Raw genomic sequence first — 24,400 nt, 5'->3', positions numbered from 1 at the left:
TCGATCCCTCGTGGGCAGCGCGTGCCGAATCTGACGCTGCTACGGCTGGAATTACGGCCAGCACTCTATAAATACGGTGAGAGCGAATGGCTCCGGAGGTGACAGATGCACGAGTTCGAAATTGCCGTCGTTGGCGGCGGCCTGACAGGATCGGTAGCGGCGCTGGCTTTTGGTCGAGCCGGCCGCAAAGTCGCGCTCATTTCGCCGGCATCCGAGCGAGACGATGGGCGCACGACCGCGCTGATGGATCAATCCATCCGCCTGCTGGATCGACTGGGCCTATGGGATATCATCGCACCCTCGGCAGCACCGCTGTCGATCATGCAGATCATCGACGGCACGACGCGGCTGCTGCGCGCGCCCACCACCCAGTTTCGCGCACAGGATGTCGGCCTTTACGCATTCGGCTACAACATTCCCAACAACGCTCTGTCTCCGGCGCTGGAAAAGGCGATCGACCTTGAGCCGAACGTGACCCGGTTCACCCATCAGGTCGACGCGTTTGATTTCTACGGTGATCGCGCCAGCCTCACCTTGTCGGACGGCTCGTCGATGTCCGTTGATCTGGTCATCGGCTCGGATGGGCGAAAGTCGAGCACGCGCGAGGCCGCCGGAATAGACGTCCGCCGCTGGTCCTACCCGCAGTCTGCCCTGGTGATGAACTTTGCCCATACGGTGCCGCATCACAACGTTTCGACGGAGTTCCATACCGAAACCGGACCGTTCACGCAGGTTCCCCTACCCGGTTCCCGCTCCAGCCTCGTCTGGGTTGTGAGGCCCGAAGAAGCCGAGCGGTTGATGGCGACCGATCTCGACCAGCTGTCGCAGCTCGTCGAAGACCGCATGCAGTCGATGCTTGGAAAGGTGACCGTCGAAGCCGGCCCGCAGGCCTGGCCGCTTTCGAGCCTGATGGCAGACCGGTTCGGCAAGGGCCGTGTCGCACTTGTCGGCGAAGCCGCGCATGCCTTCCCCCCGATCGGCGCCCAAGGCCTCAACCTCTCGCTGCGTGACATCATCACGCTGAGCGATCTGGTGACGGACGAACCGGACAGACCGATTGGCGCGGATATCGGCGATCGTTTCAACCGGAGCCGCCGCCCCGATATCATGACCCGCACCTTCGGTGTCGATCTCCTCAACCGCTCCCTTCTGTCGGACTTCTTGCCCGTCCAGATGCTGCGGGCGGGCGGTCTGCAGGTCTTGAAAAACGCCCCGCCGTTACGCAATCTGATGATGCGGGAGGGGATCGAACCGGGCCGCGGACTACGCGAAATCTTTTCGGGCCTAAGGAAGCAAGCCCGCAGATAGAAAACCGGAATGGATGAGATAGAGGATCGCTGGCAGGGTGAAGACAGACGCCAGCGTGATAATCAGGATGCTCGCCGATGCGCGCTCCTGCCAGACGCCATATTGCTGGCTGATGACGAAGACATTGGTGGCTGTCGGCAGGGCTGACAGCAGCGTCGCCGAGTAGATCCAGACCGGTTCGAAACCACCGATCAGCGACAGGACCGAAAACGTCGTCAGTGGCAGTACGATCAGCTTGAAGACGGCGATATAGCCGATCTCGGCCGGAACACGCCGCACCGGCCGCAGCGCCAGTGTCACCCCCATTGCAAAGAGCGCGCAGGGCGCTGCCGCTTGCGCCAGATAATCGACAAGCCGCTGCACCGGCTCGGCCGGCTGCCACGCCATCGCGGCGAATGCAAAGCCGACAGCTGTCGAGATGATGAACGGGTGCAGCAGAACCTTGCGGGCGATATCGCCCGCCACCGCCAGCGGTGATCGACCGTCGCCGCCGGCTGCCGCCATCATGGCGGGTGCCACGATGAAATGGGCGGCGTTCTCGAAGCAGACGATCAGCGCCACCGGAACGGCCGCAGCTTCGCCGAAAGCGAGCAGTGCAAGCCCCGGCCCCATATATCCGATGTTGCCGTAAGCGCCGGCAAACGCCTGGATCGTGCAGTCCTCGAATGACGTCTTGCGGATCAGGAACCCGATCAGGAACACCACCGTGAAGATCAGATAGGTCGCGAAGATCTCGCCAAGAATGAAGTCGACCCGCGCCAGTTGCTCCATCGGCGTGCGCGAGACGAGCTTGAAGAACAGCGCAGGAAGTGCCGCATAGATGATGAACGTGTTCATCCATCCAAGCGCCTCGGCAGGTTGTTTGGTGACCTTTGCGGCCACGTAGCCGATCAGGATCAGTCCGAAAAACGGTAGCAGCAAGCCGATAATGTCGCCCATGCCGCCTTTAATCCTTACCGCGGTTGTCCTTGAGGTCGTTCCGTTAGCCGATTTGCATCAGGATTGGAAAGGTCTGCTGGAACCAGATCGCGGCTGACGTCACGAAACCGAAGATGAAAGCAAGACCCGTCAGGATCAGCAACACGCCCATCGCCTTCTCGACGTGACCGAGATGCCGTCGAAAGCGGGTGAGGAACCGCATGAAGGCACCGGAGAACCCGGCAGCGATCCAGAACGGCACGGCGAGACCGAGCGAATAGATTGCGAGCAGCATGGCGCCCTCGCCCACCGTATCGCGCGACGCGGCGACACCGAGGATCGCGCCGAGAACGGGACCGATGCACGGCGTCCAGCCGAACGCGAAAGCCAGCCCCATCACGTAGGCGCCAGACAGCGTCGCCGGCTGTCCACCGCCATGAAACCGCGCCTCGCGCGCAAGCAGGCCAATGCGGAACACGCCGAGGAAATTCAGGCCCATGATGATGATGATCACGCCGCCGATCTTGGAGAGCAGGTCGAGATGCTGCCGGAGAAGAACACCGATCGTCGACGCACCGGCGCCAAGCGCAACGAACACGGTCGCGAAACCGAGCGTGAAGAAGAACGCGGCCAAAAGAACCGCGCGGCGCGTATCCTTTGACCGCGACACGGCCGCATGCCCGTCGCGAAACTGGTCGACGGAAATCCCGGCCATGTAGCACAGGTAGGGCGGCACCAGCGGCAGGACGCACGGGGAAAGAAACGATAGAGCGCCGGCAATCAAGGCACTCAGAAGAGAGATATCAGCAATCGACACGTTTTGGTCCGCAGGTTTTCATCGGCAGTGTCCCACCGTGGGATCGATTGCACCTAAGCATGCCGCGCCCGGAAAGCCAGTCACCTTTTTGCGCGCAGGCGAAGCGGCCGGGGAAAAGCGTTGAGGAACGCAATTTTGCACAGCTAGCGGGGTTGACCGCAAAGAGTGACCTGCATATGTTCCGCGCACTTTCAAAGGATGCCTCGGCAGTCTTTAGGGAGAGCGTAGCTCAGCTGGTAGAGCAACTGACTTTTAATCAGTAGGTCCAGGGTTCGAACCCCTGCGCTCTCACCATTCAAAAAACCTCTGAAAGCCCTGCGCTGCAAGGGTTTTGGGCAACTCCGAGAAGACCAGCCTTCTCATCAAGAAATAACACGAGGGTCAGCATAGGGTCAGGCGTCGGAAAACCGCTCAATATCCAGGCACTGTCCACAGGAAAATTGAAGGCCCCAATGCAGACCTGATTCCCTTGAGTCATACTGACTGCGAGCGATCTCAGCGTACTAATTGCACGTATAGCAAAGCCTCGGACCATTGCGACCTTCAGACCTCAATTTCGCCCTGCACCGCATGCAGTTCCGCAGTCCCGTTATCTCGGCATGACCTTTTGGTTTCGAGTTGTCGAGCTTGAGAAGACGGCTTTGGACACCGCCCCTCGCCCGTCCCATGGCTTTGCCGATCTTTGTACTCGACACGCCCTGCCGCCTCATTTCTAGAAGCTGACGGTCCTCTGCGGCGGTCCAGTAGACCTTGCCGTCGGCCGTCGCCTTGCCGATGACGGACTTGTCCCTCTGACCAAGGCTCAGGCGTGCAGCGCGTGCCATCACGGCCGAGGCAGGCTTTCCGACAACCCGACTGATCTCGTCGTTGCTTGCGTTGGCAATCCACATCGTCGTGAGCTGCTCGTCCATCTCCATCGTCCAACGCGGTTCCATTGATCTCTCCCCTGGGGTCCTGAGGTCAATGATACGGTCGCCGACTCAGCCGGCGGAAACGCCTACATGGTCCAGGCTTCGACGAATGCTTTCATTTCATCGGAGTCTTCAATTCCCAGGATTGCCTGACCCGCTGCTGGGGTCAGGTCTCCGGAGACGATCCGCGCCGCGATATCGGCTGGCTTGACCCGGATCTGGACGTCGAGGTCACGAGCGAGGCGGTACAGGTCGCCGTACGATCGGGCGCCGGACATCAAACGTGCTGTACCACCCTGAATTTGGCCGCTCTGCCATCCGTCTATCAGATCGCGTAGCAGTGCCCTGTACGGATCTCTGAAAGCTTCGTAGCCGTCGCCCGACCCGTGTGACGTCAAGCGCGCGCCATTGCTAAATCTGGCAAGCCTGTCCCTGACCCCGGTGACCAGTACGCCGTTGTCCGCGTCGCCGAGGTCGGCTCGGCGTACGACGGCGAGCGGTGCGAGCTTACCCGGCTCGCAGACAGACCACAGGTATTCGGCAGCCGCCTCCACGATATCTGAGTCTTGTACTTTAGCTGTCATAGCTACTCCTCAGACTTGGAAATCTTGAGATAGCGGGCCTTTTCGCTTTCGGTCAAATCGCCGAGCTGCTCGCCCTTGATCCAGCCGCTTACCGCCTCCAATGCCCATAACGGCATGAAATAGCGCACTTCATCTGGTTCATATGAAGACGTGACGACCACGTCCTTGGCATCCACCTGGTGGCCCGCTCGGATCGTGCTGCGGACATACGTGACGGCGCCGTCGAGGATATCCAGTGCGTGCACATCGCGCAGCCGCGTCAGGTCTGCGATACGGCAACCCGCGATAGCGTTGCGCACTTCAGACCGGACTGCGGTCCTCGACTGCCCGACGACGGTCAGCGCGACGTCGAGCTCGTCATGCTGCGGCCGGGTAGGATACGTCTTCACACGCGTCCCGATGACGCGTACCGCGATATCACATGCGACGGTGCCAGGGCGGCGCCCGTATTTGATCGCCCGCAAATGCGTGAGCAGCACGCGAAGCGTCGGTAGCCATGCATCAGGCATGTCATGCGAGATCGCCGTCGAAGGTCCAAGGAGGTCGGGGAAGTCCTCCAGAAGCAATTTGATGTGCTCAGGCTTCATGACGTTTGACCTCCAAGCCCGCAGCTTTTTGGCAGTCCGGGCAAAGGACAGTCGGCCCCTTGGGGCCGCGGACAAGCCAACCGGGGCGACCGTCCTTCGAGCAGCTCCAGGCAGAAAGAGTTCTCGCGTCCGTGACGATTGTCATGACGCTTTCGAGGATGTCCTCTGGATAGACTGCCGTCTCAAAGCCCACCTCGATCCAGAGAAGACCGCGGTCGCGGTGGAGCCCGCCGACGCGAAGCCCGGGATGCAGTGCGCGGAGCGCTTCTACAGCACGCTCCGCAGCTGCCGTGTGTCCAACGGCGAGGTCTACGACTGCACCGGACACAAACATATTTTCGAAGCGACGTTTGAAAACGCGAGACATGAGATCGTCCATTAGTGAAAGCTTCTTTTTCGCGTGGCTACGACGGCACGGTCAGTGATTTCGCGGATCATCGCGAGGTTGCGAGGGGTAAGGACCTGTGTGCTGCCGACGGTCGAGAAACGGAGGCAGCCTTCCGCGTCAGTATCGATCCCAACGACGATGATATAAGCCCGGACCTCGGTCGGCAGATCGACCAGGGCTTGCATCGCTTCGTGTACCGCTGGCATCCACGCGTCTGGAACGTCTACGCGAGCGTCTGCGCTGATCATCGCGCCGTAGAGATTGTTCAGCTCCGGTCCGGTCATCGCGCGTCCTCCAGATCCATCTGGGCAGTCAGTTGCTTGAAGGTTTGCGGTGCATAGCCCCGCCCGAGCGCATCCACGCCGACGTCGCGGCTGCAGCCGACAGCGGGGAGCTTTCCGTGCGAGTGGCCATAGAAGTGCACCGATCCTTTGTGAGAACCGGGCCAGACACGATGGGAGTAGTGGGACAGATAGACACGGCGCCCCTCATCTGTCGTCTCGAGCGAGGTCGTCGGGCTCGTCATCCAATCGAGGCGGGCGAGCGTCGGGTGGATGACGTTTGGTCGCTTGTAATCGTGATTTCCGAGGACGAGGACCTTCGAGCCCATGAGACGGGCGAAGATTGAGCGCACACGGTCCTCGTCTCCGAGGTTCATCGAGAAGTCGCCGAGATGGTAGACGATGTCCTCGGCACGAACGAAATCGTTCCAGGCGCGGATGAGCGCCTCGTCCATCTGGTCCGCGGACTTGTAGGGACGGTTGCACGAGGTCAGCATCAGCGCGTGGCCGAAATGCGTGTCTGACGTGTAGAATTTCTTGCGGAAGTGCGACATGTGAGATGTCTCCCTTGTGAATGCATGGATAGCTTCGCCGTGCCGGAATGGCGGCGGCGTGGGGGCTATCAGGCTATTCGCAAGGTGCTGGTCATCTCAGGTCGTCTCCGTTCTGAAACTACGTATGCCGGGCTCCGAATTTGACGTCAACGGTGGCCCGCGTCTCCGGTTAACAAGATGCGATCGACGATTAGAACGGGATGTCCATGTCGTCTACGTCTGCCGCAGGTGCGGATATGGTCGGATCGATATCGCCATATTCTAAGGCCCCGAAATCGTCTCCGAGCCGCAGGTCTTCGCCGTCTAGGATCGCGAGCTTGGGCTTGGCTTCGGCGAGCACGGACAGGACTGGTTCGTGTGCTTTCTTCCGCCGTTCTGCGCGCTGCACACGCTTGAACGGCTGTGCATCTGGCAGTTCCTCACGCTCTACGCCGAGACCCGTGAAGTCCCGCTTCTCGATCCACTCCGCAAAAACAGCGTCGGCGCCAAATCTATGGATGCGCCACTTGAACGTTTTTGCGGAGTAGCCAATGCAGCCCTCAGGGTGCTTCGACGACGCACGCTGCACGTCAACTCGCCAGAGTTCAGAGATACGAACTGCGGCTACTCCTAGTGTCGTTTCTGCCTGCCTGAGACGCACTACTGACGGATACTGGTGGCGGAGCAGTTGAAACTGAGAACGGTCTGCAAGCGCCTTGATGCCGTCGTTCGTCATGTATGCGGGTTTGGCTTCCAGGAGCCGCTTCTGCGCGCTGCCGAACGTGATCACGAGCTTGCCACTGTTCGACACATACATTTCGAGATGGTAGCGCCTGCGCGGTCCGTCGATGGTAATGAGGTCCTCACGGATGCGTTCGATAGCGTCGTCTATGACCTCGGCCTGCGTAGCCTCCAGACCTACGATTCGCTTTACGTCTTCTTTGGAAAGATGGACTTCGTCGTGAAAAGCCTTCAGCTTGCCTGCCTCGTAGCAGAGACGGATGTAGAGGGCGGCTGAAAACTTGGACTTGAACCTTGGCAACGCATTCAAATCGACACGACAGAACCCGGTGCTTTCGAGAACGATCTGGCGCAGGCCTGGCGGTAGGCTGTAGTGCAGCCATTCTGCGCCGGACATCGTATCGAGATCGGCAACATCAGGGCATTCGAGCATAGGTACGGTCTGACGGCCGGCTCCGCCGTGATAAGACAGACTTGCGGCCGATAGGCGCTTCAGGCTGGCCTTAATCCTGTCCAGGCTACGGATACCGACGTACTTCGCGATAGACGACAGCTGAATGAAATGCGTGTCAGCAGTCATGCCGTCATCACGGGCTTCAGCGAATAGTCTCCACCAGATCGCGATATCGCTGGCCGTCAGCTTCCTGACGTCCAGCCTTAGCGACTCGACGAGTACGCGAGGCACCTCGACGCGGGGCGAGGTCTTCTGGTTCGTGTAGACGGCCTCGATGGCTAGGTCTTTTGCCTGAACGCCTGAACGCTGTCTGGCCCTCTGCGCCTCCCTGGCGAGAGGTTTGCGAAGATATGTCTCTGAGGACCCGTCGCGGAAGTTTAGCTTCAGCAGACGGCCGCGCTGGCCGCTATCGGGGTGCTTCTTCGTATAGACGTTGCCTTCCTCATCCCGCTTAGCCTCACGCTTCACAGCGGGCCGGGTCTTGGCTCTGACTATACGGTTGCCACGAAGGACGCGCACGCCGTCCATCTCCGACATTTCGGCGGTCCCAACAATGGCATTCCCTGTCGACTTCGGCATCTGCATCCTCCACGCTACAATTATGGTTGTCCGGGGCCGCGCCTAGCGCAAGCATTGTTACGTCATTATTTTGATTTCCCCGATCTTCAAATTGTATTCATTGAGAATTTTTACTCACTGACAACGTGGTATTATAGATTATCTCTCTATATCTCTCTTTAAGCGTCCAGAGAAGGTGTCTGCGAAGCCCTGCGATAGCCTATGATACCTATGGGTTCTTGTTGCTTCCCGAGCATTGGTTTCTCAGGGGCTTCGCCGAAAAGAACGGGGCGCTTCGCTTGACAGGGTAAGAGTGCCCGACGGCGGAGCATCGAGCAAGCGGCGCCGTCATTGGAGACAGCAAGATACGCGGCGCAGCCATGGGATAGCGGGATGGCGGAGCCGCTCCGGGTTCTGGATAGCGAAGCCACTGGGGTTTCCTAGCGAAGCGCCTGGAAGCCTCGGGACAGGCCCTATTGGCGAAGCCTGCGTTTCAGAGCGGGCTTTTTGAAATTGAAAACGACATGTTGTTCTAATTCCCCGATGACAGGTTAGAAACGAAAACACGAAACGACATGTCGTTATAAAACTGAGAAACGACATGTCGTTTTTATTGACTGCAGTTCTGCCGACAAGCACTCTCTATTATAACGACAGGGAGAGAGACATGAACGACACGGCACTAGAGATGGACATGGACGCTTCGGAGATCAGCGCGACGGCGGCCGCTATGCTGGCGGGTCTGCTCGAGGAGGACAAAGTGCCGGGCAAGCGCGGGCCTAAGGTGAAGATCGATGTCGCGAACATGACGCGTGAGGAACGGCTTGCCCACAACGCCGAACTCCGTCGCGAGCGTTATGCAAGAAAGACCGCCATGAAGGCTGAGGGCTCCCTCCCGATCGACGAGGCGACTGCCCGCGATGCCCTAGCTGATGCCGCCTTGATGATCTTGGGTTCCGGCACGGCAGGCGCGGACGCGATCATGACGTATCTCGAGAAAGTCTACAGCGACAAGGTTGGCGTTCCTATCGCGATCCGCGCTAAGGCCAGTTCGGGCAAGCTCCGTCCTAAACTGATCGGATTTGCGGAGAAGTCATCGTAAATCGCGAATGGGACCTCCACGTCCCATTCTTCAATTCTCGAACTAACGGCGGCCCTCGTACGGCCGCCGTTCCTGTTTGTTGCTTGCATGCTCCCCTCTCAATATCTGGGTAGTGATTACGTAGTGACGACGGAGTGATAGATATGCCGAGACAGGGTGACCCAGGAAACGCGACCGGAGCGGAGGCCACAAGAGAATGGCGCGAGGCCATCAGGGCACAACGGCGCCCGGAGACGGATGCCGTGGACACCGCGCTTGCCGCAGCCGTTACTGTTTTTAGATACAGCGCTGAACGGGCCAAGTCCGAGCGCGATGTCGTCAAGGCGGAAGGCATTGAAGCTATGGCAGTGAACTACCTGGTGTCCAAGGGCTACAACCGGGAGCAAGCCGAGCGCCGTGTTCTGCGGCGTGTCCGTCGTTTTGACGCTGACCTACTCGTTCCACTGGTCAACGGGCCTGCACTGGGTGGCAAGTCCGCTTCGAAGTCCGACGGCGCCATGACCCCTGCCCCGCCATCCACGTAACCTTACGGCTATGGTTTCGGATTGTTCGATCGGTCCGTTTCCCCCCATTACTTCTTAACGGCGAATCGAATTAAGAAATTACGTAGTGATCGCGTAGTGACATTCGTTCCTTGCATCGCCGAAACGCATCGTCTCTCCACAACCAAGTCTGGGGAGACACGACATGCGAAATCACTCAGCCGCTGCCATCGCACTCGGCGACAAGACCAAAAACACCGCGCGCAACCTCGGCCTCGAGGTGAACCTCTTCGCTTCTCGTCATGTTGCGGAACGCATCGCGACAGAGTTCCCGACGAATATCCCGTACCACGTCAAGGGCGGCCTTCTCTTTCCTCAGACGCTGCGCGAGACCGCTGATGTCGATTTCGTGTCCATACGGCGGATTTCGAACAGGGAGATGCAGAACGCCTTCAAAATTCTGGCGCCGTTTTTCGCGCGCGAAGGCATCCTGATAAAGTCTTTATCCCGGGAGCCTCGCGAACTTGATGTCGGCCTTCCCAACCCCGTTGACCGATGGAAAGTCGAAGCCTTCTGCGGAACGGTCCGCGCGAACACTTCCATAGACTTCACTTGGTCCAACGGCCGCGAAAGCGTATGGGCTCACAATCCGCCGCCGCCACGGTTCCTTGAGCGCACTTCGCTGATCAAGGGCGCCCCCGCGCTACGTGTTCATGTCCAGAGCTATGCCGATGCGGCCGCCGAACGCCTGCTCGCGGTCGTCATGCAGCCTGCGTCCGATCTGCGGTGCAAAAATCTCTCTGACGCGGTCAACGGTCACCTCTGGCCAGACGACCTCGACTGTCGCGCGGTCGCCCGCTCGCTTCGTCGGACGATGCTCTACCGCGGCATTCCGGCATCGGTCGCCTCGGAGTTTCCGGAGACGCTCAAGTGGACGAACCTCAAGAGGCTAGAAGCCGACTGGAATGTGTCACGTAACGCCGCCCGATCGGGTCTCCGTTTCGACGAGGCGTTCGTGGACATCCACGCCCTATGGGCGAACGTGCATGCTGAACTGCGGGTCGAAGCCAACCGCGATTTCCGACGGCCGTCGGTGGCACCAGGCCAAGCAGACAGTTTTACAATGCCATCTCAATCCGCTGCACCTACGTACATCTCGAAGCTCTGACTAGGTCGGCGAAAATATACATCGTCATATAAATAAATTTATACAAAGGGATTGCGCCATTCCGCCGTTGGAGCAACCATTGTTGTTAGGAGGATATCAGAAACGGTCTCCAGGGAGCAAAAGACATGAAAAGACTTCACGACATCCTCGCCGCCGAGACCCGGCCCCACATCATACTCGCCCACGTCCGCAAGCAGCAGGACGACATCGAGGAAATCCTACGCGTCGCGCCAGGCCTTGAGCCTAACTTCCGAGCCGCGAGCGCCGAGATGCTGGAAGAACTGGCGATCTGCTATCGGTTCACTCTCGTTCTCACCGGATTTCCGCAGAATTACGGCCCGAAACTGAATGCCACTCGTCGTCAGCGTGGGCTGGAAAACTACAGTTCGGAGTCATGTGTGCCCGGTCAGTTCGGTGTGCTTCTTGCCAACCGCGTCCGCTTTCCGACTAAAGGCATCGTCAGCGAGTACAACAACATTGTGATCTGGGAAGGCTCGACTGAGGTGGCGGCATGAGGATGGACGTTCACACCTCGTCCAAGACCGATGACTGGGCTACTCCCCAGCACGTCTTCGACAAGCTCGACGCTGAATTTGGCTTCAAGCTTGACGTGTGCGCCGACGACGACAACGCTAAGGCCGACGACTACTACACGGTAGTAGAGGACGGCTTGGTTCAGGACTGGTGCGGTTTCGGACCAGTTTGGATGAACTCGCCCTACGGCCGCACGATCGGGAAGTGGATCAAGAAGGCGTACGAGACAGCCCAGCGCGGCCACACCGTCGTCTGTCTCCTCCCGAGCCGAACCGACACATCCTGGTGGCACCGATACTGCGCCAAGTCCGACGACATCCGGTTCGTCTCGGGCCGAATCGCGTTCGGCGACGGCACCGGACGCGCTCCGTTCCCATCTGTCGTCGTAGATTTCGACGGCAAGTGCCAGCGTCAGCGTTACCTTGGTAGCGATGAGTTCACCGCGGAAGTCGAGCAGTCCCTTGCTGCCACTGACGCATGCCTCGCTTCACTTGACGGGTATCTCCCTGCCTGAACCCATCGTTAACCAGGAAATCCAATGAGCCGCCTCCAGGCGGCTTTTTCTATGCATCGGGCCCGGACATCATAGTCGCATGAAACTATGTCGACGGCGAACGGGAGAACGGCCATGCGGATGACGGACAAGGAAAAGATGGGGATGCATGTCCTCGCGCGCCGGATCGATCTCGGTAGCCGCGTCGACTTTCCGAACAACGCCATCCCTATCGCCGACCTTTTCAACCTGTCCGTCGGTCGCGTCTTCCTGAAAGACATCCGCACTCGGGACGCTCGGACGGGCCACCCTGGTCCGAACAGCTTCGAGACGTTCGAGAAGTTGTCTTTCTACTGGCACTCCGCCGTGGACGACTACGTCAACCGCTACGGTCAGTCCATCATCCACGTCATCGACTGGCTTTGGTCTGCGTCAGTTGAGTACCACGCCTGGCTCAAGGACCTGGACGACGAAGGCCGCCCCAAGAAACTCATGAAGTGCGGATCGATGTCGCGGCTGCTGCACGAAGCTGACAAGGCAGAGCGACCTCTCCAGCGGAACCCGTTGCCGCACTTCATGACGTTGACATCCGCCGACGAGCGTCATGTGATCGACCTCGGTGCCGGGTATTCTCTCGTGCGCCTGCTCTCGCTGGATGCCTTCGACGTCGAAGGCGCCGAGATGTCGCACTGCATCGGCCGGGGATCATACGACGAGTACCTCCTGGTCGGTGGCCACGAGTTCTACTCCGTCCGAGACGAGGACGCCGCGCGCCGCGCTACGCTCCAGATCGTCCCCAAACTCATCGACGATCGAATGTACGGACAAATCCGTCAGTTCGTGGGCTTTGCTAACGAGCCGCCCGAAGCCCACGTCGCAGCTCTCGTCGCCGGAGTAATGTCGGACATGATGTGGATCGAGAAACCGAGGACGAAGCATGAGGTCGCAACCGACGACGACCTTGCTCGAGCTTTCGTCGTCGGCGGCCGTTTGCGCTAGGCGTCCTCCGACAACAACATGGTCTAGCCGCATTGGGAGACGGCACAGGGAGAACTGAAATGCTCGACGAAACACAGATCGGCGCCAACGATGAACTGGACATCATGGTCCTCACTCTCAAGGCGCTCGAGGGCCACTGGATTCTTTTCACGCCCGCGCAGCGTGACGCTCTGATGCCGTACGTGCGCGGCCTGACCGTATACGAAGCGCGCCGACCCGCAGCGCGGCGTCGAACCAACGTCGTCGATTTCGAGACGGCGCTGATCAAGGCGCGCTTGTCAAAGACCGTCGCCCACGAACGCCGTTCGGCGCTTGCCGAGGGCCGAACCGTGCTCCAGCATGGTGTCAACGAGTTGGGAGACTGCATCTATGCCGAGGACATCGACTAACCCACGCTACAACGACCGCCACCTCGCGGACCGCTTCGAAGCCCAGGTCGCCGACCTCCGTGACCGCCTGCGCTACGAGGGCGGTCACGAGCGGTCCGACACCCTCGCCGACATCGCCAAGCTGGAAGCCCAGCTCTCCGAGATGCACTGTTAAGTGATCGTGTTCCATTCCACGTAGTTGGCCTGCATCACCTTCTCGTCCTCATACTCGCGCTTCTCCCGCCACTTCTTGTTTCGTGATCGAATATCTTCGAGTACGGGCTGCGGGACGTACATCGTGGAGCGCTCCGGATGGGGCATGCGGTACCTGTCGCAGAGGTCGTCAATGATTTTCAGCGTCACCAATCCCAGTCCTGCGAACTCATCGCACCGATACTTGTACTTGTCGCCGAAATTAGGCGGCCCTGCTTGATACCCAAGCATCCGTATACCGCGAGTGATAACAGCGATCGAACTCGTGAGAGACAGAATTCGATACATCATTTGCGGCTCCAGCACCCTCCAGTCGGCATCAGCAGGAAATTCAAGAGACGGAGTTTCATACCGGGTTGTAGGATCACCAGTCTGGAGATCGATCTCGGGAAGATCGTGGGCGACGTTGTAGCACTGACCGACGAACTCATCGAGAAGCAACACCAGGCGTATAGCAAGATACTGGGCTTCAGCCTTCCGCTTGCGGCCATCGAAGAACACCTCTTTGACGCTACTGGCGATGAAACCGATGACGGCGGCGATCACACCGAATGCGGTGGTGATCACGAAAGAGCCGAAACCCGTCGCGTAGAATTCTTTTAATACCTGCATCGTCTACCCCTGCCTCCAAAAGTTGGTAGCAGTTGGAATTTCAACCAGCAATGACGCCTCTTTCGAATATCCAGATTACCGCCTCAAGCAATTTCGGAATTACAGCCGCAGTGCTGATCTCGACACTCTTCCCTCAACCCTGATTTGGGGCCCGGACAGCCCGCCCGGGGCGAGCTACGACATCGCCCTGAGCCACAGGAGACTACCCAGTGCCAGCCCGCCAACTTCTTCCCGCAGAATGTCGCGTCCTACTATTCGCTCACCTCGGCGGACTTGTCGCATATTTGCGCGATCTCCCTGAGGCCCAGCTTCTGGCTGGCAATGCTGGAGGCGATGTCGTCCACGAACGCCTGACCGGGTTGCTGTTCTCAATTCTGTCCACGCTCGACGGCTCGAGCCTGTCGATCCCGGGTTTCCTGCTGGTGCCTGATGTCACCGCCGAGGAGAAGGAAGAGGCCATTGTATCGGGCGAAGAGTTTTGGCCGCGCGAGCCGATCAACGGAGGCGGCCTCGAGCTGCATGCAGCGTTTCCGTTTCAACTGATCCCGCCGCCGCCCGAGGCTTGATCGAGGCACCGCAGCCGTGAGAGTGTCCGGCACCGATCCCTCGAACAGGACCCTCCACGATGTCTCAAGCCCAACTCGATGACTACATAAAAAAGCTCCAGGCCGAGACGAAGGTGAAAGCCCGCGATCAGGTCATCAATAGCTTGGTTTCCATCGTCATCGGCGCGGGCTTGGCGTTCTGGGCTTACGGTACAATCCCGCACATGGTATTGTTTTCGTTAATGGTTTTTGTGATCATGGGGGTCAAGAATTCCATTGAGCAGGCGCTGCACCAGTTCCGTGCGAGCATCGGGGCGAAAATGCCTATGGATCACCTAGAAATGTAGAACCCGTCCTCGTCCGGGTGGTCTTTAATTCTTCGGCTGGAACATGAAGTTGCTAAGGCGGAAACCCAGATATCCCAGGAATACGCAGCCGAACACGGCCAGCCAGAACAGGGCGCTTGGGTCCGCTCCGGTCTTGCACCTGTCGCCCGCTGCCTCGACTATTTGGCAGACCCGCTCGAGTTCGGCGCCTAATTTCGCGAACATTCCGTACGTGATCCAGAAGACGAACGCAAAAACCACGAGGCCTGCGATGACCTGGCCCTTTTCGTTACGGACTGGCAGCTCGTTTAACATCGTCATCCCTTGAGATTGAAAAGGTCGGTGAAGTAATCGAGCCCTAGAAGCGTGAACAGAGCGATTAGCGCCGCCGTTGCCAACGGCTTCAGGATCGCCATCATCGCGGCCCGAGTCGTGGAAAATACCCAGTCATATCCCTCGGCGGTGGTGAATTTATCGTCTACGTAGCGCGGGCAAAATCTTCTTATGAACCAGACCCTTACACGTTCGCCGAATGTCGGTTCCGTGTCGACACTTGAACAGTAAGCGTATGCCACTAGGTCTCGGATATCGCGGTGCATCTTGCTTCGCAGCTGGTGTGCCGAAAAGTGGCCGATCCTTAGGTAGATCAGCTTTTCTTGCATCTTTGCCGAATCGGAGTTCGCCCCGTACAGCATCGTTGCGACCTCACCACGAATGCCTAAGCTGTAAAGTAACGTCGCCCCTTTTTCGATGATCATGTTGCCGTTCATGTCGCGGAAATCGGATTTCCGTTTCCCAAAATTGATCTGAAAACGGTCCTTGTCGCTGAAGCTCGTCGTAAGGCCGTAAGCGTCTTCCAACGGTTTGAAACGCTTGAAATCCTCGGTGCAGCGCTTCAACTCGTCGCGCGCCGTTTCGACGAAAGCATCGAACTCATATCTGCCGACGGCTCTTTGGTGGGCAGGCAGCCAAAACGGATTCTCGCGCATGCGTCGGCGTTCCCTGGTTGTCATCCAACGAGCTATCACGCACCACGATTGCCAGCATCAACATTCTCGTCGGCGGAAATTTTGATCTCGCGGGCGGTGGCACAATCATCCTTTGACACAGAATACAGGGAAGTTTTGATGTCCGAGAACAAGATGCAGGCCCGCTTCTGGATGACGGGGACACGCTACTAGATCGGCGATGTTGTCACCCGAGGCGGCGATGACCGCCAGAGCCTCCATGATTGAGGTCGAATGCATCAAGGAGCCTTTGGGGCGCCTATAGGACCAGTCCCTGGGCCTGTTGGCCTCTGAATAAAGATCAGTTCGATCGGTTCGTGGTGGTTTGGTATCTGAAGTTGGCGGCATGACGATCGCATAGACAAATGCGGGCAAGGATGAATTTCAGGCGATCGACACGTCGCCCCGTTATCGACTACAACGTTATCTACGCGCAGTCTCGGTGCCGCCGTCCTTTTTGAGTTCGAGGTGTTCGGTGACCGCCGTTTGCGCCGCCAGGGACACAGGAAGACCCTCGCGCATGCACAGCTCGCCATCGGCAATATCCTGTCATACTGGTCCACCCGCACAGCCAGGGACATCAGGGCGACCGTGGCCTCGACTGGGAACTTGATCTCGCGTCCGTCATACGCTGGCTTCAGGAACGCGCGGTGAAAAACGCCACGGTGGCATTGGTGACGACGGCGACGACACGATCTCCCTGTCGGCCTCGAAGAAACGCCGCGATAAGAAGCGCCTGATGACGCTGCCTGCCGCCATCGCACGGCGTATGGACGCGTCTATCCAAGGGCGGCCCGAGAGATCGCAGACGAGCAGGTCCGGGTGGACGAGGTCCTCAAGGCAGCGGACGCTCCATCAGGCGAGCGTCAGCCTCCTTAGCCCGTAGGACGCTTTCCGTGACGTCCATCGGGTTCTGAATGATGTACTCGATCTTGCCGTCGTCGCCGACCACCGGGGTGTGGATCGGAGTCCAGAACTTCTGTGCGAAGCCGCCGTCGGCCTGCGGAATGTCGTATTGGATGACCGCCATCTCGTGCGGCTCGCCCGTTCTAAGGACGTGGCGCAGGGAAACTTCGAGAGGCCCCTGCTCGACCGTTCCTTGGCCGTCCGGGTTCTCTGGGAAAGCCACCAGAATGCTCTGACCCACGATATCCTGGAGGGTGCGGTCGGTCAGCGCCAGATACGCGTCACTCGCTCCGACGATCGTGAGATCGGTATCGAGCACGAGATAGGGCTGTGGCATTCCGCTGAGGATGGCCGCGAAGTTCGTGGTACGCGTGGGCATTTAAATCGGCACCCCGTCATCGAAGCCAGCGGGTTGCGCAGGTCGTGACCGAGCACGGCTATGAACTGCTCCCTGATGCTGGCGACTTCCTTTTCCTGACGGAGGTTTTCTTCGGTCTCGATCAGCAGCTGTCTGGCATCCAGGTGACTGGCGATCAGCTCCGCGAACAGTCGAAACATCGTCAGGGTCTTTTTATTGTCGACCAGAGCGGGCTTGGGGTCGATCGCGCACAGGGTGCCGAAGAGCGTGCCGTCCTTATGGATGATCGGAACGGAGATATAACTTTGGAAGCCGTATTGGAGCGGCGTGCGGTGGTCGCAATACGCACTCCTGGCGATGTCGTCGATCGCGATGGCTTCGTGCGAGGCCCGTATCTCATGGCAGATCGTGGTTTCGAGGACGACTTCACCGCCTTCCTTGAGGCCGAAGTCGATCGAGTCAAGGACCTTGCACGCCACCCATCGGCCCTCGGTCACCCGAGCGACTGCTACAAAACTCATCCCGGTCGTCTCGCTTATCACCTCGAGGATCGACGACACGGCCGGGATCTCCGAGATCGCGGTTATGTCGGATTGGAAGTCGTGAAGGTCGTCGTGCATATGAGTTCCGTTACAGCAAGCCGATCCCTCGCCGACGCGGTTTGGAACATAATCACAACGCTGATGGAATCCAACGTTTTGTCCAGAGGGATCCGCGGCCGTCAATCCGAGGTGATCACATGCCCGAGATCGGCGGGTCGGGATGCATCGCGCGACAAGGTATCGGCACGTCTCCTCTTCTCCGCATCGGCTTAGTTGGAAACGACGCGTCCCCGGCTTCTTTCCCGTCCGAGAGCATGTCGGGAGAAGTTGATACTCGCACTCGGTCCCTTATCTACCTGGCGACACGGAGAGACGGGCATGTGCAATCTATACAATATTACGACCAACCAGGCGGCCATCAGGGACTTCATCAGCATCACGCGGTTCAGGGAAGGAAACCTGCCCCCGTCGATCAACGTCCACCCCGATCGCGAGGGACCCATCATCCGTGTCGACACCGAAGGCGAGCGCGAGCTGACGATGTCGACCTGGGGCATGCCGACGCCTGAGGTGCATCTCGACGGCAAGCCAGACAGGGGCGTAACCAACGTCCGCAAGACGTTCATTCCCCACTGGCAGCAGTGGCTCCGCGTCGAGAACCGTTGTCTTGTTCCTGCAACGGCATTCAGCGAGTACGAGCAAACCGCCGATCCGGACACGGGAAAGAAGCCGCTTCGGTGGTTCGTCGTCGGCGAGGACCAGCAGCTGTTCATGCTCGCGGGCATTCATACGAAGTGGATTGGCGCACGGGGACCGATCAAGGCGCCGCGCGAGGGAGAACACGACCTCTACGCCTTCCTGACGACCGACCCCAACGAAATCGTAAAGCCAATCCATCCGAAGGCCATGCCCGTTCTCCTGACGACGACAGAAGAATGCGAGATCTGGATGACCGCGCCGTGGAGCGAGGCAAAGGCTCTTCAACGCCCCCTACCCGCCGAACGGATGACGGTGCTGCCCCGTTACACGGCGGTCGGAGGCCTCGGAGGACTTCCGGCACAGACGAAAGACCTGTTCGGCTGAACCCTCGTTGAAGAATGGCATGGTTGCGGTAGACGTTGAAGAAGCATGTCTGCTGACGTCTTGGTCATGGCTCAGCGGATCACCGATCGCGGACCTTCGTGGTGGCGTGATCCGCTCTCCAAGATTAATCCCGTCCGAGCGAAGCTGTGGTCGCTTTAGCCCTCGACACCAATTGAGCAACTGCACGTGTTCAACGACGAGAAGTGAGGCTCGCCACCCGCTTAGAGCGTGGTCCGTCCGCAGCGAGCCTCGGCTGCAGGCTAGGACCCGGGGGCGGGCTACCGCAGCATCGCCATTTTGGACCGATCGCCAGACGTGCGCAACGGCCATATCTGACCCTCTGAACGCTAGGCGACCCGGCGGGATCGAAGGTCAACCGTTCCTGTGCTTGCCTCGAGGCAGAGAATGCCTCTGTCCGTCAGACGGTGAGGCTCGACAGAAGCGCACAGACCGAAGGACGCAAGTTCTTCTATACAGAGGACATGCTTCGACCCAAGTCGTCGCGGAAGCTGACCAGCGAGCATGCGCAGCGTTTCAATCTCGTCCGGTATCAATTCGGGCATAGGTCCCTCCAACGCCCGAATAGGACGTCGGTGGTAGACAGGTCAACGACACGATCACGTGTCGACGCATCGGCAATGGCCGCCGTGATTCCCACAGCCGGGTTGGCCGTCAGGTATAACGGACTGCGATGCTGGCTTGTAGGTTGACGCCGTTCTGCATCCGTTCCAATTATTCGTCATGGTCGGGAATCTCAGAACACTTGCCGAAGCCGTCAGGCACAACATGGTCGTCGTTGCGGCATGCCGCCCATGCGGTCGCGAAGGCAGGTTTCTGGCGCGTGACCTCGCCCAGTACAAAGGTTGGAACGCCAACCCTTGGAAACTGAAGTTCAGGTGCAGCGCCTGCGACGGGACCGAGATGAAAGTCACTTGCGAGTTGTTCGATCCCGATCCCAGAAGCGTCCAGGTGATCTGGAAACCGATTGAGATCAAACGGTAAGCCTGCATGACGAAACCACGCTGAATCAAACTCGCAAGATATCCGCTCAAGCCATTGAAAAATGATTCGTTTTGACTCGGAACGAATCACTTCGAATCCGATTGGAGTCGCCAACCAGGTGATTCGGAGTAAAGCGTATGGCAGGTCATCGAGCGCAGTGGAAAGGCTTCCTGAAGTTCGGAGAGGTCACAGCGGGTGTAGCGCTTTATACAGCAGCCTCCACCTCCGACCGCATCACCTTTAACACGATCAATTCGGCGACAGGCAACCGGGTCAACCGCGTCTTCATCGACAGCGAGACAGAAAAGCTGGTGCCTAAGGAAGCCCAGACCAAGGGCTTCGAAATCGAAAACGGGCAATATCTTGTCATCGATCCAGATGAGGTGGCCGCCACGATCCCGGAGAGCGACAAGACGCTCGAAATCGAGGCGTTCATCCCCTGCTCCGACGTCGACGACGTCTACTTCGACAAGCCCTACTACCTCACCCCGGATCGCATGGGCTCGGACGCGTTCGCCGCACTGCGCGACGGCATGAGGAAGTCGAAGGTCGCAGCCATCGCCAGGACCGTCCTCTTCCGGAGAATGCGCACGGTTCTCATCCGTCCCCACGGCAAGGGATTGATCGCCACCACACTGAACTACGACTACGAAGTCCGGTCGAGTGCGAAGGCGTTCGAGGATATGCCGACGCTGGAGATCGAAGGCGAGATGCTCGATCTCGCTAAGCATATCATCAGCACGAAGAAGGGGACATTCGATCCAGCAACCTTCGACGACCGATATGAGGCGGCGCTCGCCGAACTCGTAAAGGCCAAGGTCGAGGGCAAGGCACTTCCCAAGCGCAAGAAGATAGAGGTGTCTCAGCCGAGCGACCTGCTCGCCGCCCTTCGAGAGAGCGCCGGGCTGCTGGAGGCTTCCGAAACCAGACCTGAACGTACGGCCGCAAATGCCAATGCTGGCACGGGTCGGAAACGTGCGTCGCGTGGGGCGGTCGGGAAGTCCGCCGCTTCGAAGACCGCCCCGCAGCGCAAGGCAAGCTAGGAGAGAGACGATGGCGATCCGTCCTTACTGGAAAGGCTACCTCAAGCTTTCTCTCGTCACCTGCCCGGTCTCCATGACCCCGGCAACCAGCGAGAGCGAGAAGGTGCGGTTTCATACGCTTAACCGCGAAACGGGCAACCGTGTCGTCTCGCAGTACATCGACTCTGTCACCGGGAAACCCGTGAAGGACCAGAACGAAGCGAAGGGGTATGCCCGTGGTGAGAACGACTACGTTATCCTGAGCGACGATGACCTCGACGCCGTCCAGCTCGACACGGTGAAGACAATCGACATCCAGAAGTTCGTACCGTCGCAAAGCATAGAGTGGGTCTACCTCGAAAAACCGCACTACTTAATGCCTGACGATGCCGTCGGGCACGAGGCTTTCGCCGTCATCCGTGATGCGATGAAGGCTGACAACGTCGTCGGTGTATCCAAGCTGGTTATCGGCCGTCGCGAACGGGCGGTCGTGCTGGAGCCACGCGACAACGGCATTGTCCTCTGGTCTCTTCGCTTTGGGGACGAGGTGCGGCCGGAAGAGGCGTATTTCGAAGACATCGACGACGAAGCCGAACCCGATCTCATCCCGCTCGTGCAGAAGCTGATCACGCAAAAGTCCGCGAGATGGTCGCCTGAGATGGTGAGCGATCCTATCCAGGAGAGCTTGCTGAAGCTCATCGAGGAAAAGAAAAGAACCCTGAAGCCCACAAGGAAGTCCTCGAAGACAAAGGAAGCGCCTTCTCCCGCGTCGAACGTGGTCAACATCATGGACGCGTTGCGCAAATCTGTCGCGCACGACCTTAAAAGCAGGAAGGCAAGCTGATATGGTCGACCATGTGGAAATCACCCTCTGCGAACCCGCACCGTTTCTCTACCACGAAAACGGACAGATCGCGGTGACTGACGGCTCGCAAGTGTGGCTTGTGATCGTGACGTGCGAAGCAATCAGGGCGACGGCCAACCCGCCGGAGATGTCGTTGCGACGTCTGACGCTTTACGCCGAGTTCTTCACCGACCTCGCTGCAGCCGCCATATCTCGCGGGGAGGACATCGGGGGCAAGTTGTTCATCAGCGAGAGCGATGTACTTTCTGCCACGGTCAGCCAAAGGCAGGTTCTGCAAGGCTCGCAAAGGCGGCCTGGCTTCTGAGTAGGTAACGGCCCTCCTACGTTAACCCCTCGGTCGACGGACACGGAGCGAAACGGCCATGAACTCAGGTCGCCGTGTCTTCGTTTAGCCATCGACTGAATTCTGTATTCGCCTCGGAGAGGACCTATAACAGCCAAGCAGGTTCGTGTTCGTTAGCCTTTCCGCTACACGCGGCGTCTATGCACGCGATCATGCTGCCGAACCGAACACCACGACCTACAAGGCCAGGTGCGTAATGTGCATACTTCCCGGAGTTGGTCATCAGGGTGCGCACCGCCAGGGGGATAACTGGCTCACCCAGCATGCACCAGCAGGTGTCTGTGACAAACCGAACCCCGAAAGCTTCGGCCACCTCCACGTAACCAGCCTGACGGGCAGCTTCGTGCACAGCTCGTCCACAGGTCACGATCATCTCGACGTCAGCTGACTTGATCCGCTCCTGTACCAGTGCAGCCAAGCGTGCGCATTCGCTAAAGGAGAAGTGCGGATTGCCAAAACTGACAAGCCCGACCTCTATCGTGGCGGCCGTGTTGAGTTCATCCCACGCCCGCCGCATTTCGCCCAGGCCAACGCGCACACGGCGCTCTGGCCTCTGCTCATTCGCCTCCGGCGTTACTCCTGCGATGTGGAACATCGGTGCGGCGGCAACGGTCGCGAAGGCTGCGCCGAATGCTTTCAACTCATCCGGTCCGGCGGCGCTCTTCTCAAGCCCGAGGATCAGCGGGATATCGTTGCCGCAGACGGAGCCGCAGCTATAGCCCAGTAGCGGCCAGAAAGAATCGTCGGCTCCCGTCGGCATCTCGACCTCCAGCGCGACGGTTGCCTGCCGCCCGGCATCGAGATGGCAGCCCGCAAGCGGCGCTCTTCCTGTCAGCGCCATGCAGATGTCCAGGTAATCCGGGTATTTCATCGTCCGCGCACCGATCACGCTGTTGGCATAGACCACCGCATTCGACTCCGCCCAACCGATCTGCTCGCCGAACTGGGGAGCGCTATCGAGCAGATACGGTGCACAGGTGAAGCTGGGCTGGGCGCCCATGGCAACGTAGGCGTCGGCAAGGGCGCTAGCGGGCACGCCTAAGTCTTCCGCTATTCCTTGAGCCCGCCAGCCGCGCTTGTCCACGGAGATAGCGTTGAGGGTTGTTGGAACACGCACCCGTGCTCCCAAGCCGACCAGCATCTGCGCGAAGCGCAGGCTTGCTGGACCCGTGTAGATGCATCCGTCGATGTGCACCTGCGAAACATCCATGAGGGATTCGGCTTCCTGGATGGCGGCCATTCGGAGCAGTAAGCGCATGGCGATTTGCGCCGCCTTGCCTTGCTGCCCCGAGAGGAAGGCTTCGTCGATCACGTCCAGCCGGACTCCCACATCCTCGTCGCTCGCAGGCCGCGCTGTTTCGGGCTGCCAATCCGCCTCAAGCGGTTCGTTGGAGAGGTGAAGTCTGGATCCCGCCACTCTTGCGTACTGGTACTTACCTATATCGGCGAACACTTCCTGCTTCACCCGCAGGACCGGAATTGACTGCTCGAAGACGACCTCGGCGACCAGCGCTCCAAGGGTGAGGATCTCCTCGCGTTCACAGATGACGATGGCCGCGGGCGCATGGCCATTCAGAATCAGCTCAAGCAGCACTCCGCTTCCGGAACACGATCCGCGTCCGCTCGGGATTGCGAGCACCCGCCCGGCAAGGCTCCGGTTACGCAAAGGATGGTGCTGATCAATGACAGTACCAGTCAGGGGATCCACTCCGCCCCAGAAGCTGAGACCCACCTGCGAACTCAGCAACTCGCCTTGTCCACTGCCCGCCACCAATCTCTTGCCGTCACAAACAACTTCCACGCTATTACCTCTTGACCGAATTGGATGTTCAGACTCGGATCCTCATCCTTTGATCAGAGACTATATCCAAGGCTGATCCGGACGCGAGGACCGCCATTACGATTGCGTGCAGAAGCCACAACACTGGATCTGTCGATGGTTCGTCTAGATCGATTCCTATCGTTCTGCTGCCGCCTATGAAGTATCAGGGGTTCCACGCGAGACGCCATCACGTCTGCCGGACAACTATTCTTTATCAACGCGGTGAGCGCAGCTGGCGGAGGAGTGGCAGGAGTGATGGCCGCTCCCAGTGGCAAACTACGACCCTCACGAAAGCCTAGCCCGAAAGGCTCGGCTAGGTCCGTACTGCCTCAACAAATTCTACTTCCGACAGGGCGACCAAAGCGTACTCGCCAGCACGTCCATCGTCGCCAATTGACGAGTGCTGCAACTCCTCGACCGTGCGATCGACGAGAATATCCGCTCGATGCCGCTCCCCGTATCGGCAGTTATGGGTAGCTCACATTCTTGCAATGAAAATTGCGACTTTCACCAACGACGCCACGGGCC

31 protein-coding genes and 1 tRNA gene are annotated in these 24,400 nt (G+C 59.0%); 16 read left to right on the top strand and 16 right to left on the bottom strand.

The features are described 5' to 3' along the window. Nucleotides 1-105 precede the first annotated feature (105 nt). Entirely contained in the window at nt 106-1,308 is a 1,203-nt protein-coding gene (locus IFT59_RS07325) for a UbiH/UbiF family hydroxylase (RefSeq protein ID WP_192086497.1), read from the top strand. On the opposite strand, the gene IFT59_RS07320 is transcribed toward IFT59_RS07325, so the two are convergent. Together IFT59_RS07320 and IFT59_RS07315 are read right to left on the bottom strand one after the other, a co-directional pair. After that, nucleotides 1,285-2,247 carry an AEC family transporter gene (locus IFT59_RS07320; RefSeq protein WP_062456763.1) on the bottom strand — a complete coding sequence of 321 codons (963 nt, stop codon included), beginning with the start codon at nt 2,245-2,247 and terminating at the stop codon, nt 1,285-1,287. The two genes, IFT59_RS07325 and IFT59_RS07320, sit on opposite strands and share 24 nt — an antisense overlap. 43 nt (nt 2,248-2,290) lie before the next feature. Continuing rightward, nucleotides 2,291-3,043 (bottom strand): cytochrome c biogenesis CcdA family protein, encoded by a 753-nt coding sequence (locus IFT59_RS07315; protein WP_062456760.1) that lies wholly within the window; start codon nt 3,041-3,043, stop codon nt 2,291-2,293. Nucleotides 3,044-3,261: 218 nt separating this feature from the next. Between IFT59_RS07315 and IFT59_RS07310 the strand changes: the two genes are divergently transcribed. Continuing rightward, nucleotides 3,262-3,337, top strand: a tRNA-Lys gene (locus IFT59_RS07310). Nucleotides 3,338-3,546: 209 nt separating this feature from the next. Here the strand turns inward: IFT59_RS07310 and IFT59_RS07305 are convergent. From IFT59_RS07305 to IFT59_RS07275, 7 genes are all read right to left on the bottom strand, one after another. Continuing rightward, on the bottom strand, nt 3,547-3,978 hold the full coding sequence (locus IFT59_RS07305; protein ID WP_192086496.1) for a hypothetical protein: 432 nt from the start codon (nt 3,976-3,978) through the stop codon (nt 3,547-3,549). Between the two features lie 62 nt (nt 3,979-4,040). Then, nucleotides 4,041-4,538, bottom strand: coding sequence for a hypothetical protein (locus IFT59_RS07300; protein ID WP_192086495.1), 498 nt, complete (start codon nt 4,536-4,538; stop codon nt 4,041-4,043). Between the two features lie 2 nt (nt 4,539-4,540). Then, a complete protein-coding gene (locus IFT59_RS07295) occupies nt 4,541-5,125 on the bottom strand; it encodes a hypothetical protein (RefSeq protein ID WP_192086494.1) in 585 nt (194 codons plus the stop codon). Further along, nucleotides 5,115-5,492 carry a hypothetical protein gene (locus IFT59_RS07290; RefSeq protein WP_192086493.1) on the bottom strand — a complete coding sequence of 126 codons (378 nt, stop codon included), beginning with the start codon at nt 5,490-5,492 and terminating at the stop codon, nt 5,115-5,117. The genes IFT59_RS07295 and IFT59_RS07290 overlap by 11 nt, the downstream gene beginning before the upstream one ends. An 11-nt stretch (nt 5,493-5,503) precedes the next feature. Further along, nucleotides 5,504-5,797, bottom strand: coding sequence for a hypothetical protein (locus IFT59_RS07285; RefSeq protein ID WP_192086492.1), 294 nt, complete (start codon nt 5,795-5,797; stop codon nt 5,504-5,506). Continuing rightward, on the bottom strand, nt 5,794-6,348 hold the full coding sequence (locus tag IFT59_RS07280) for a metallophosphoesterase (RefSeq protein ID WP_192086491.1): 555 nt from the start codon (nt 6,346-6,348) through the stop codon (nt 5,794-5,796). Before IFT59_RS07280 ends, IFT59_RS07285 begins: the two co-directional genes overlap by 4 nt. Nucleotides 6,349-6,538: 190 nt before the next feature. Continuing rightward, a complete protein-coding gene (locus tag IFT59_RS07275; RefSeq protein WP_192086490.1) occupies nt 6,539-8,101 on the bottom strand; it encodes a RepB family plasmid replication initiator protein in 1,563 nt (520 codons plus the stop codon). A 646-nt stretch (nt 8,102-8,747) separates the two neighbouring features. On the opposite strand from IFT59_RS07275, the gene IFT59_RS07270 reads away from it, so the two are divergent. The 8 genes from IFT59_RS07270 to IFT59_RS07235 all read left to right on the top strand — a co-directional run bounded on the left by IFT59_RS07270 (nt 8,748) and on the right by IFT59_RS07235 (nt 13,401). Next, a complete protein-coding gene (locus IFT59_RS07270; RefSeq protein ID WP_192086489.1) occupies nt 8,748-9,182 on the top strand; it encodes a hypothetical protein in 435 nt (144 codons plus the stop codon). Nucleotides 9,183-9,424: 242 nt separating this feature from the next. Then, nucleotides 9,425-9,706 carry a hypothetical protein gene (locus tag IFT59_RS07265; protein WP_192086488.1) on the top strand — a complete coding sequence of 94 codons (282 nt, stop codon included), beginning with the start codon at nt 9,425-9,427 and terminating at the stop codon, nt 9,704-9,706. Nucleotides 9,707-9,869: 163 nt separating this feature from the next. Then, nucleotides 9,870-10,832, top strand: a complete 963-nt coding sequence (locus IFT59_RS07260; protein ID WP_192086487.1) for a nucleotidyl transferase AbiEii/AbiGii toxin family protein — start codon at nt 9,870-9,872, stop codon at nt 10,830-10,832. Between the two features lie 125 nt (nt 10,833-10,957). Further along, the gene (locus IFT59_RS07255; RefSeq protein ID WP_192086486.1) at nt 10,958-11,347 is read left to right on the top strand and encodes a hypothetical protein; all 390 of its coding nucleotides are present in this window, start codon (nt 10,958-10,960) and stop codon (nt 11,345-11,347) included. Next, nucleotides 11,344-11,880, top strand: coding sequence for a DNA N-6-adenine-methyltransferase (locus tag IFT59_RS07250; RefSeq protein ID WP_197978033.1), 537 nt, complete (start codon nt 11,344-11,346; stop codon nt 11,878-11,880). Before IFT59_RS07255 ends, IFT59_RS07250 begins: the two co-directional genes overlap by 4 nt. 114 nt (nt 11,881-11,994) lie before the next feature. Then, a complete protein-coding gene (locus IFT59_RS07245; RefSeq protein ID WP_192086485.1) occupies nt 11,995-12,858 on the top strand; it encodes a hypothetical protein in 864 nt (287 codons plus the stop codon). Between the two features lie 59 nt (nt 12,859-12,917). Continuing rightward, nucleotides 12,918-13,247, top strand: coding sequence for a hypothetical protein (locus tag IFT59_RS07240; RefSeq protein WP_192086484.1), 330 nt, complete (start codon nt 12,918-12,920; stop codon nt 13,245-13,247). After that, nucleotides 13,228-13,401 carry a hypothetical protein gene (locus tag IFT59_RS07235; protein ID WP_192086483.1) on the top strand — a complete coding sequence of 58 codons (174 nt, stop codon included), beginning with the start codon at nt 13,228-13,230 and terminating at the stop codon, nt 13,399-13,401. The genes IFT59_RS07240 and IFT59_RS07235 overlap by 20 nt, the downstream gene beginning before the upstream one ends. On the opposite strand, the gene IFT59_RS07230 is transcribed toward IFT59_RS07235, so the two are convergent. Continuing rightward, the gene (locus tag IFT59_RS07230; RefSeq protein WP_192086482.1) at nt 13,398-14,051 is read right to left on the bottom strand and encodes a hypothetical protein; all 654 of its coding nucleotides are present in this window, start codon (nt 14,049-14,051) and stop codon (nt 13,398-13,400) included. The genes IFT59_RS07235 and IFT59_RS07230 overlap by 4 nt on opposite strands. Nucleotides 14,052-14,335: 284 nt before the next feature. On the opposite strand from IFT59_RS07230, the gene IFT59_RS07225 reads away from it, so the two are divergent. Beyond that, nucleotides 14,336-14,617: a hypothetical protein gene (locus IFT59_RS07225; protein ID WP_192086481.1), complete on the top strand. Its 282-nt coding sequence runs from the start codon at nt 14,336-14,338 to the stop codon at nt 14,615-14,617. Nucleotides 14,618-14,676: 59 nt separating this feature from the next. Continuing rightward, nucleotides 14,677-14,943: a hypothetical protein gene (locus IFT59_RS07220; protein ID WP_192086480.1), complete on the top strand. Its 267-nt coding sequence runs from the start codon at nt 14,677-14,679 to the stop codon at nt 14,941-14,943. A gap of 24 nt (nt 14,944-14,967) precedes the next feature. On the opposite strand, the gene IFT59_RS07215 is transcribed toward IFT59_RS07220, so the two are convergent. The 4 genes from IFT59_RS07215 to IFT59_RS07200 form a co-directional block, all read right to left on the bottom strand. After that, complete coding sequence (locus tag IFT59_RS07215; RefSeq protein ID WP_192086479.1) at nt 14,968-15,237, bottom strand: hypothetical protein; 270 nt, start codon at nt 15,235-15,237, stop codon at nt 14,968-14,970. A gap of 2 nt (nt 15,238-15,239) precedes the next feature. Then, the gene (locus tag IFT59_RS07210) at nt 15,240-15,911 is read right to left on the bottom strand and encodes a hypothetical protein (RefSeq protein ID WP_192086478.1); all 672 of its coding nucleotides are present in this window, start codon (nt 15,909-15,911) and stop codon (nt 15,240-15,242) included. 853 nt (nt 15,912-16,764) lie between these two features. Then, nucleotides 16,765-17,172, bottom strand: a complete 408-nt coding sequence (locus IFT59_RS07205) for a PAS domain-containing protein (protein ID WP_206758574.1) — start codon at nt 17,170-17,172, stop codon at nt 16,765-16,767. Continuing rightward, a complete protein-coding gene (locus IFT59_RS07200) occupies nt 17,100-17,813 on the bottom strand; it encodes a GAF domain-containing protein (protein WP_192086476.1) in 714 nt (237 codons plus the stop codon). The genes IFT59_RS07205 and IFT59_RS07200 overlap by 73 nt, the downstream gene beginning before the upstream one ends. Before the next feature lie 300 nt (nt 17,814-18,113). On the opposite strand from IFT59_RS07200, the gene IFT59_RS07195 reads away from it, so the two are divergent. Next, a complete protein-coding gene (locus tag IFT59_RS07195; RefSeq protein WP_192086475.1) occupies nt 18,114-18,818 on the top strand; it encodes an SOS response-associated peptidase in 705 nt (234 codons plus the stop codon). 732 nt (nt 18,819-19,550) lie between these two features. On the opposite strand, the gene IFT59_RS07190 is transcribed toward IFT59_RS07195, so the two are convergent. After that, nucleotides 19,551-19,934 (bottom strand): hypothetical protein, encoded by a 384-nt coding sequence (locus IFT59_RS07190; protein ID WP_206758573.1) that lies wholly within the window; start codon nt 19,932-19,934, stop codon nt 19,551-19,553. A 23-nt stretch (nt 19,935-19,957) separates the two neighbouring features. Here IFT59_RS07190 and ku (IFT59_RS07185) point away from each other — a divergent pair, with 23 nt between their 5' ends. From ku (IFT59_RS07185) to IFT59_RS07175, 3 genes are read left to right on the top strand one after another with little or no spacing between them, the layout of a single operon-like run. Beyond that, nucleotides 19,958-20,863, top strand: a complete 906-nt coding sequence (gene ku / locus IFT59_RS07185; RefSeq protein ID WP_192086473.1) for a non-homologous end joining protein Ku — start codon at nt 19,958-19,960, stop codon at nt 20,861-20,863. Between the two features lie 10 nt (nt 20,864-20,873). Next, on the top strand, nt 20,874-21,686 hold the full coding sequence (gene ku / locus IFT59_RS07180) for a non-homologous end joining protein Ku (RefSeq protein ID WP_192086472.1): 813 nt from the start codon (nt 20,874-20,876) through the stop codon (nt 21,684-21,686). A 1-nt stretch (nt 21,687) separates the two neighbouring features. Further along, nucleotides 21,688-22,011 carry a hypothetical protein gene (locus IFT59_RS07175; RefSeq protein WP_192086471.1) on the top strand — a complete coding sequence of 108 codons (324 nt, stop codon included), beginning with the start codon at nt 21,688-21,690 and terminating at the stop codon, nt 22,009-22,011. Nucleotides 22,012-22,135: 124 nt separating this feature from the next. Here the strand turns inward: IFT59_RS07175 and lhpI are convergent, their stop codons facing one another. After that, complete coding sequence (gene lhpI, locus IFT59_RS07170) at nt 22,136-23,851, bottom strand: cis-3-hydroxy-L-proline dehydratase (protein WP_192086470.1); 1,716 nt, start codon at nt 23,849-23,851, stop codon at nt 22,136-22,138. Nucleotides 23,852-24,400: the final 549 nt, after the last annotated feature.

Origin of the sequence: Rhizobium sp. CFBP 8752 (assembly GCF_014842035.1) — a bacterium.
Classification (GTDB): domain Bacteria; phylum Pseudomonadota; class Alphaproteobacteria; order Rhizobiales; family Rhizobiaceae; genus Neorhizobium; species Neorhizobium soli.
The sequence above is the reverse complement of the archived record's forward strand: the minus strand, read 5'-3'. Positions and strand labels throughout refer to the sequence as shown.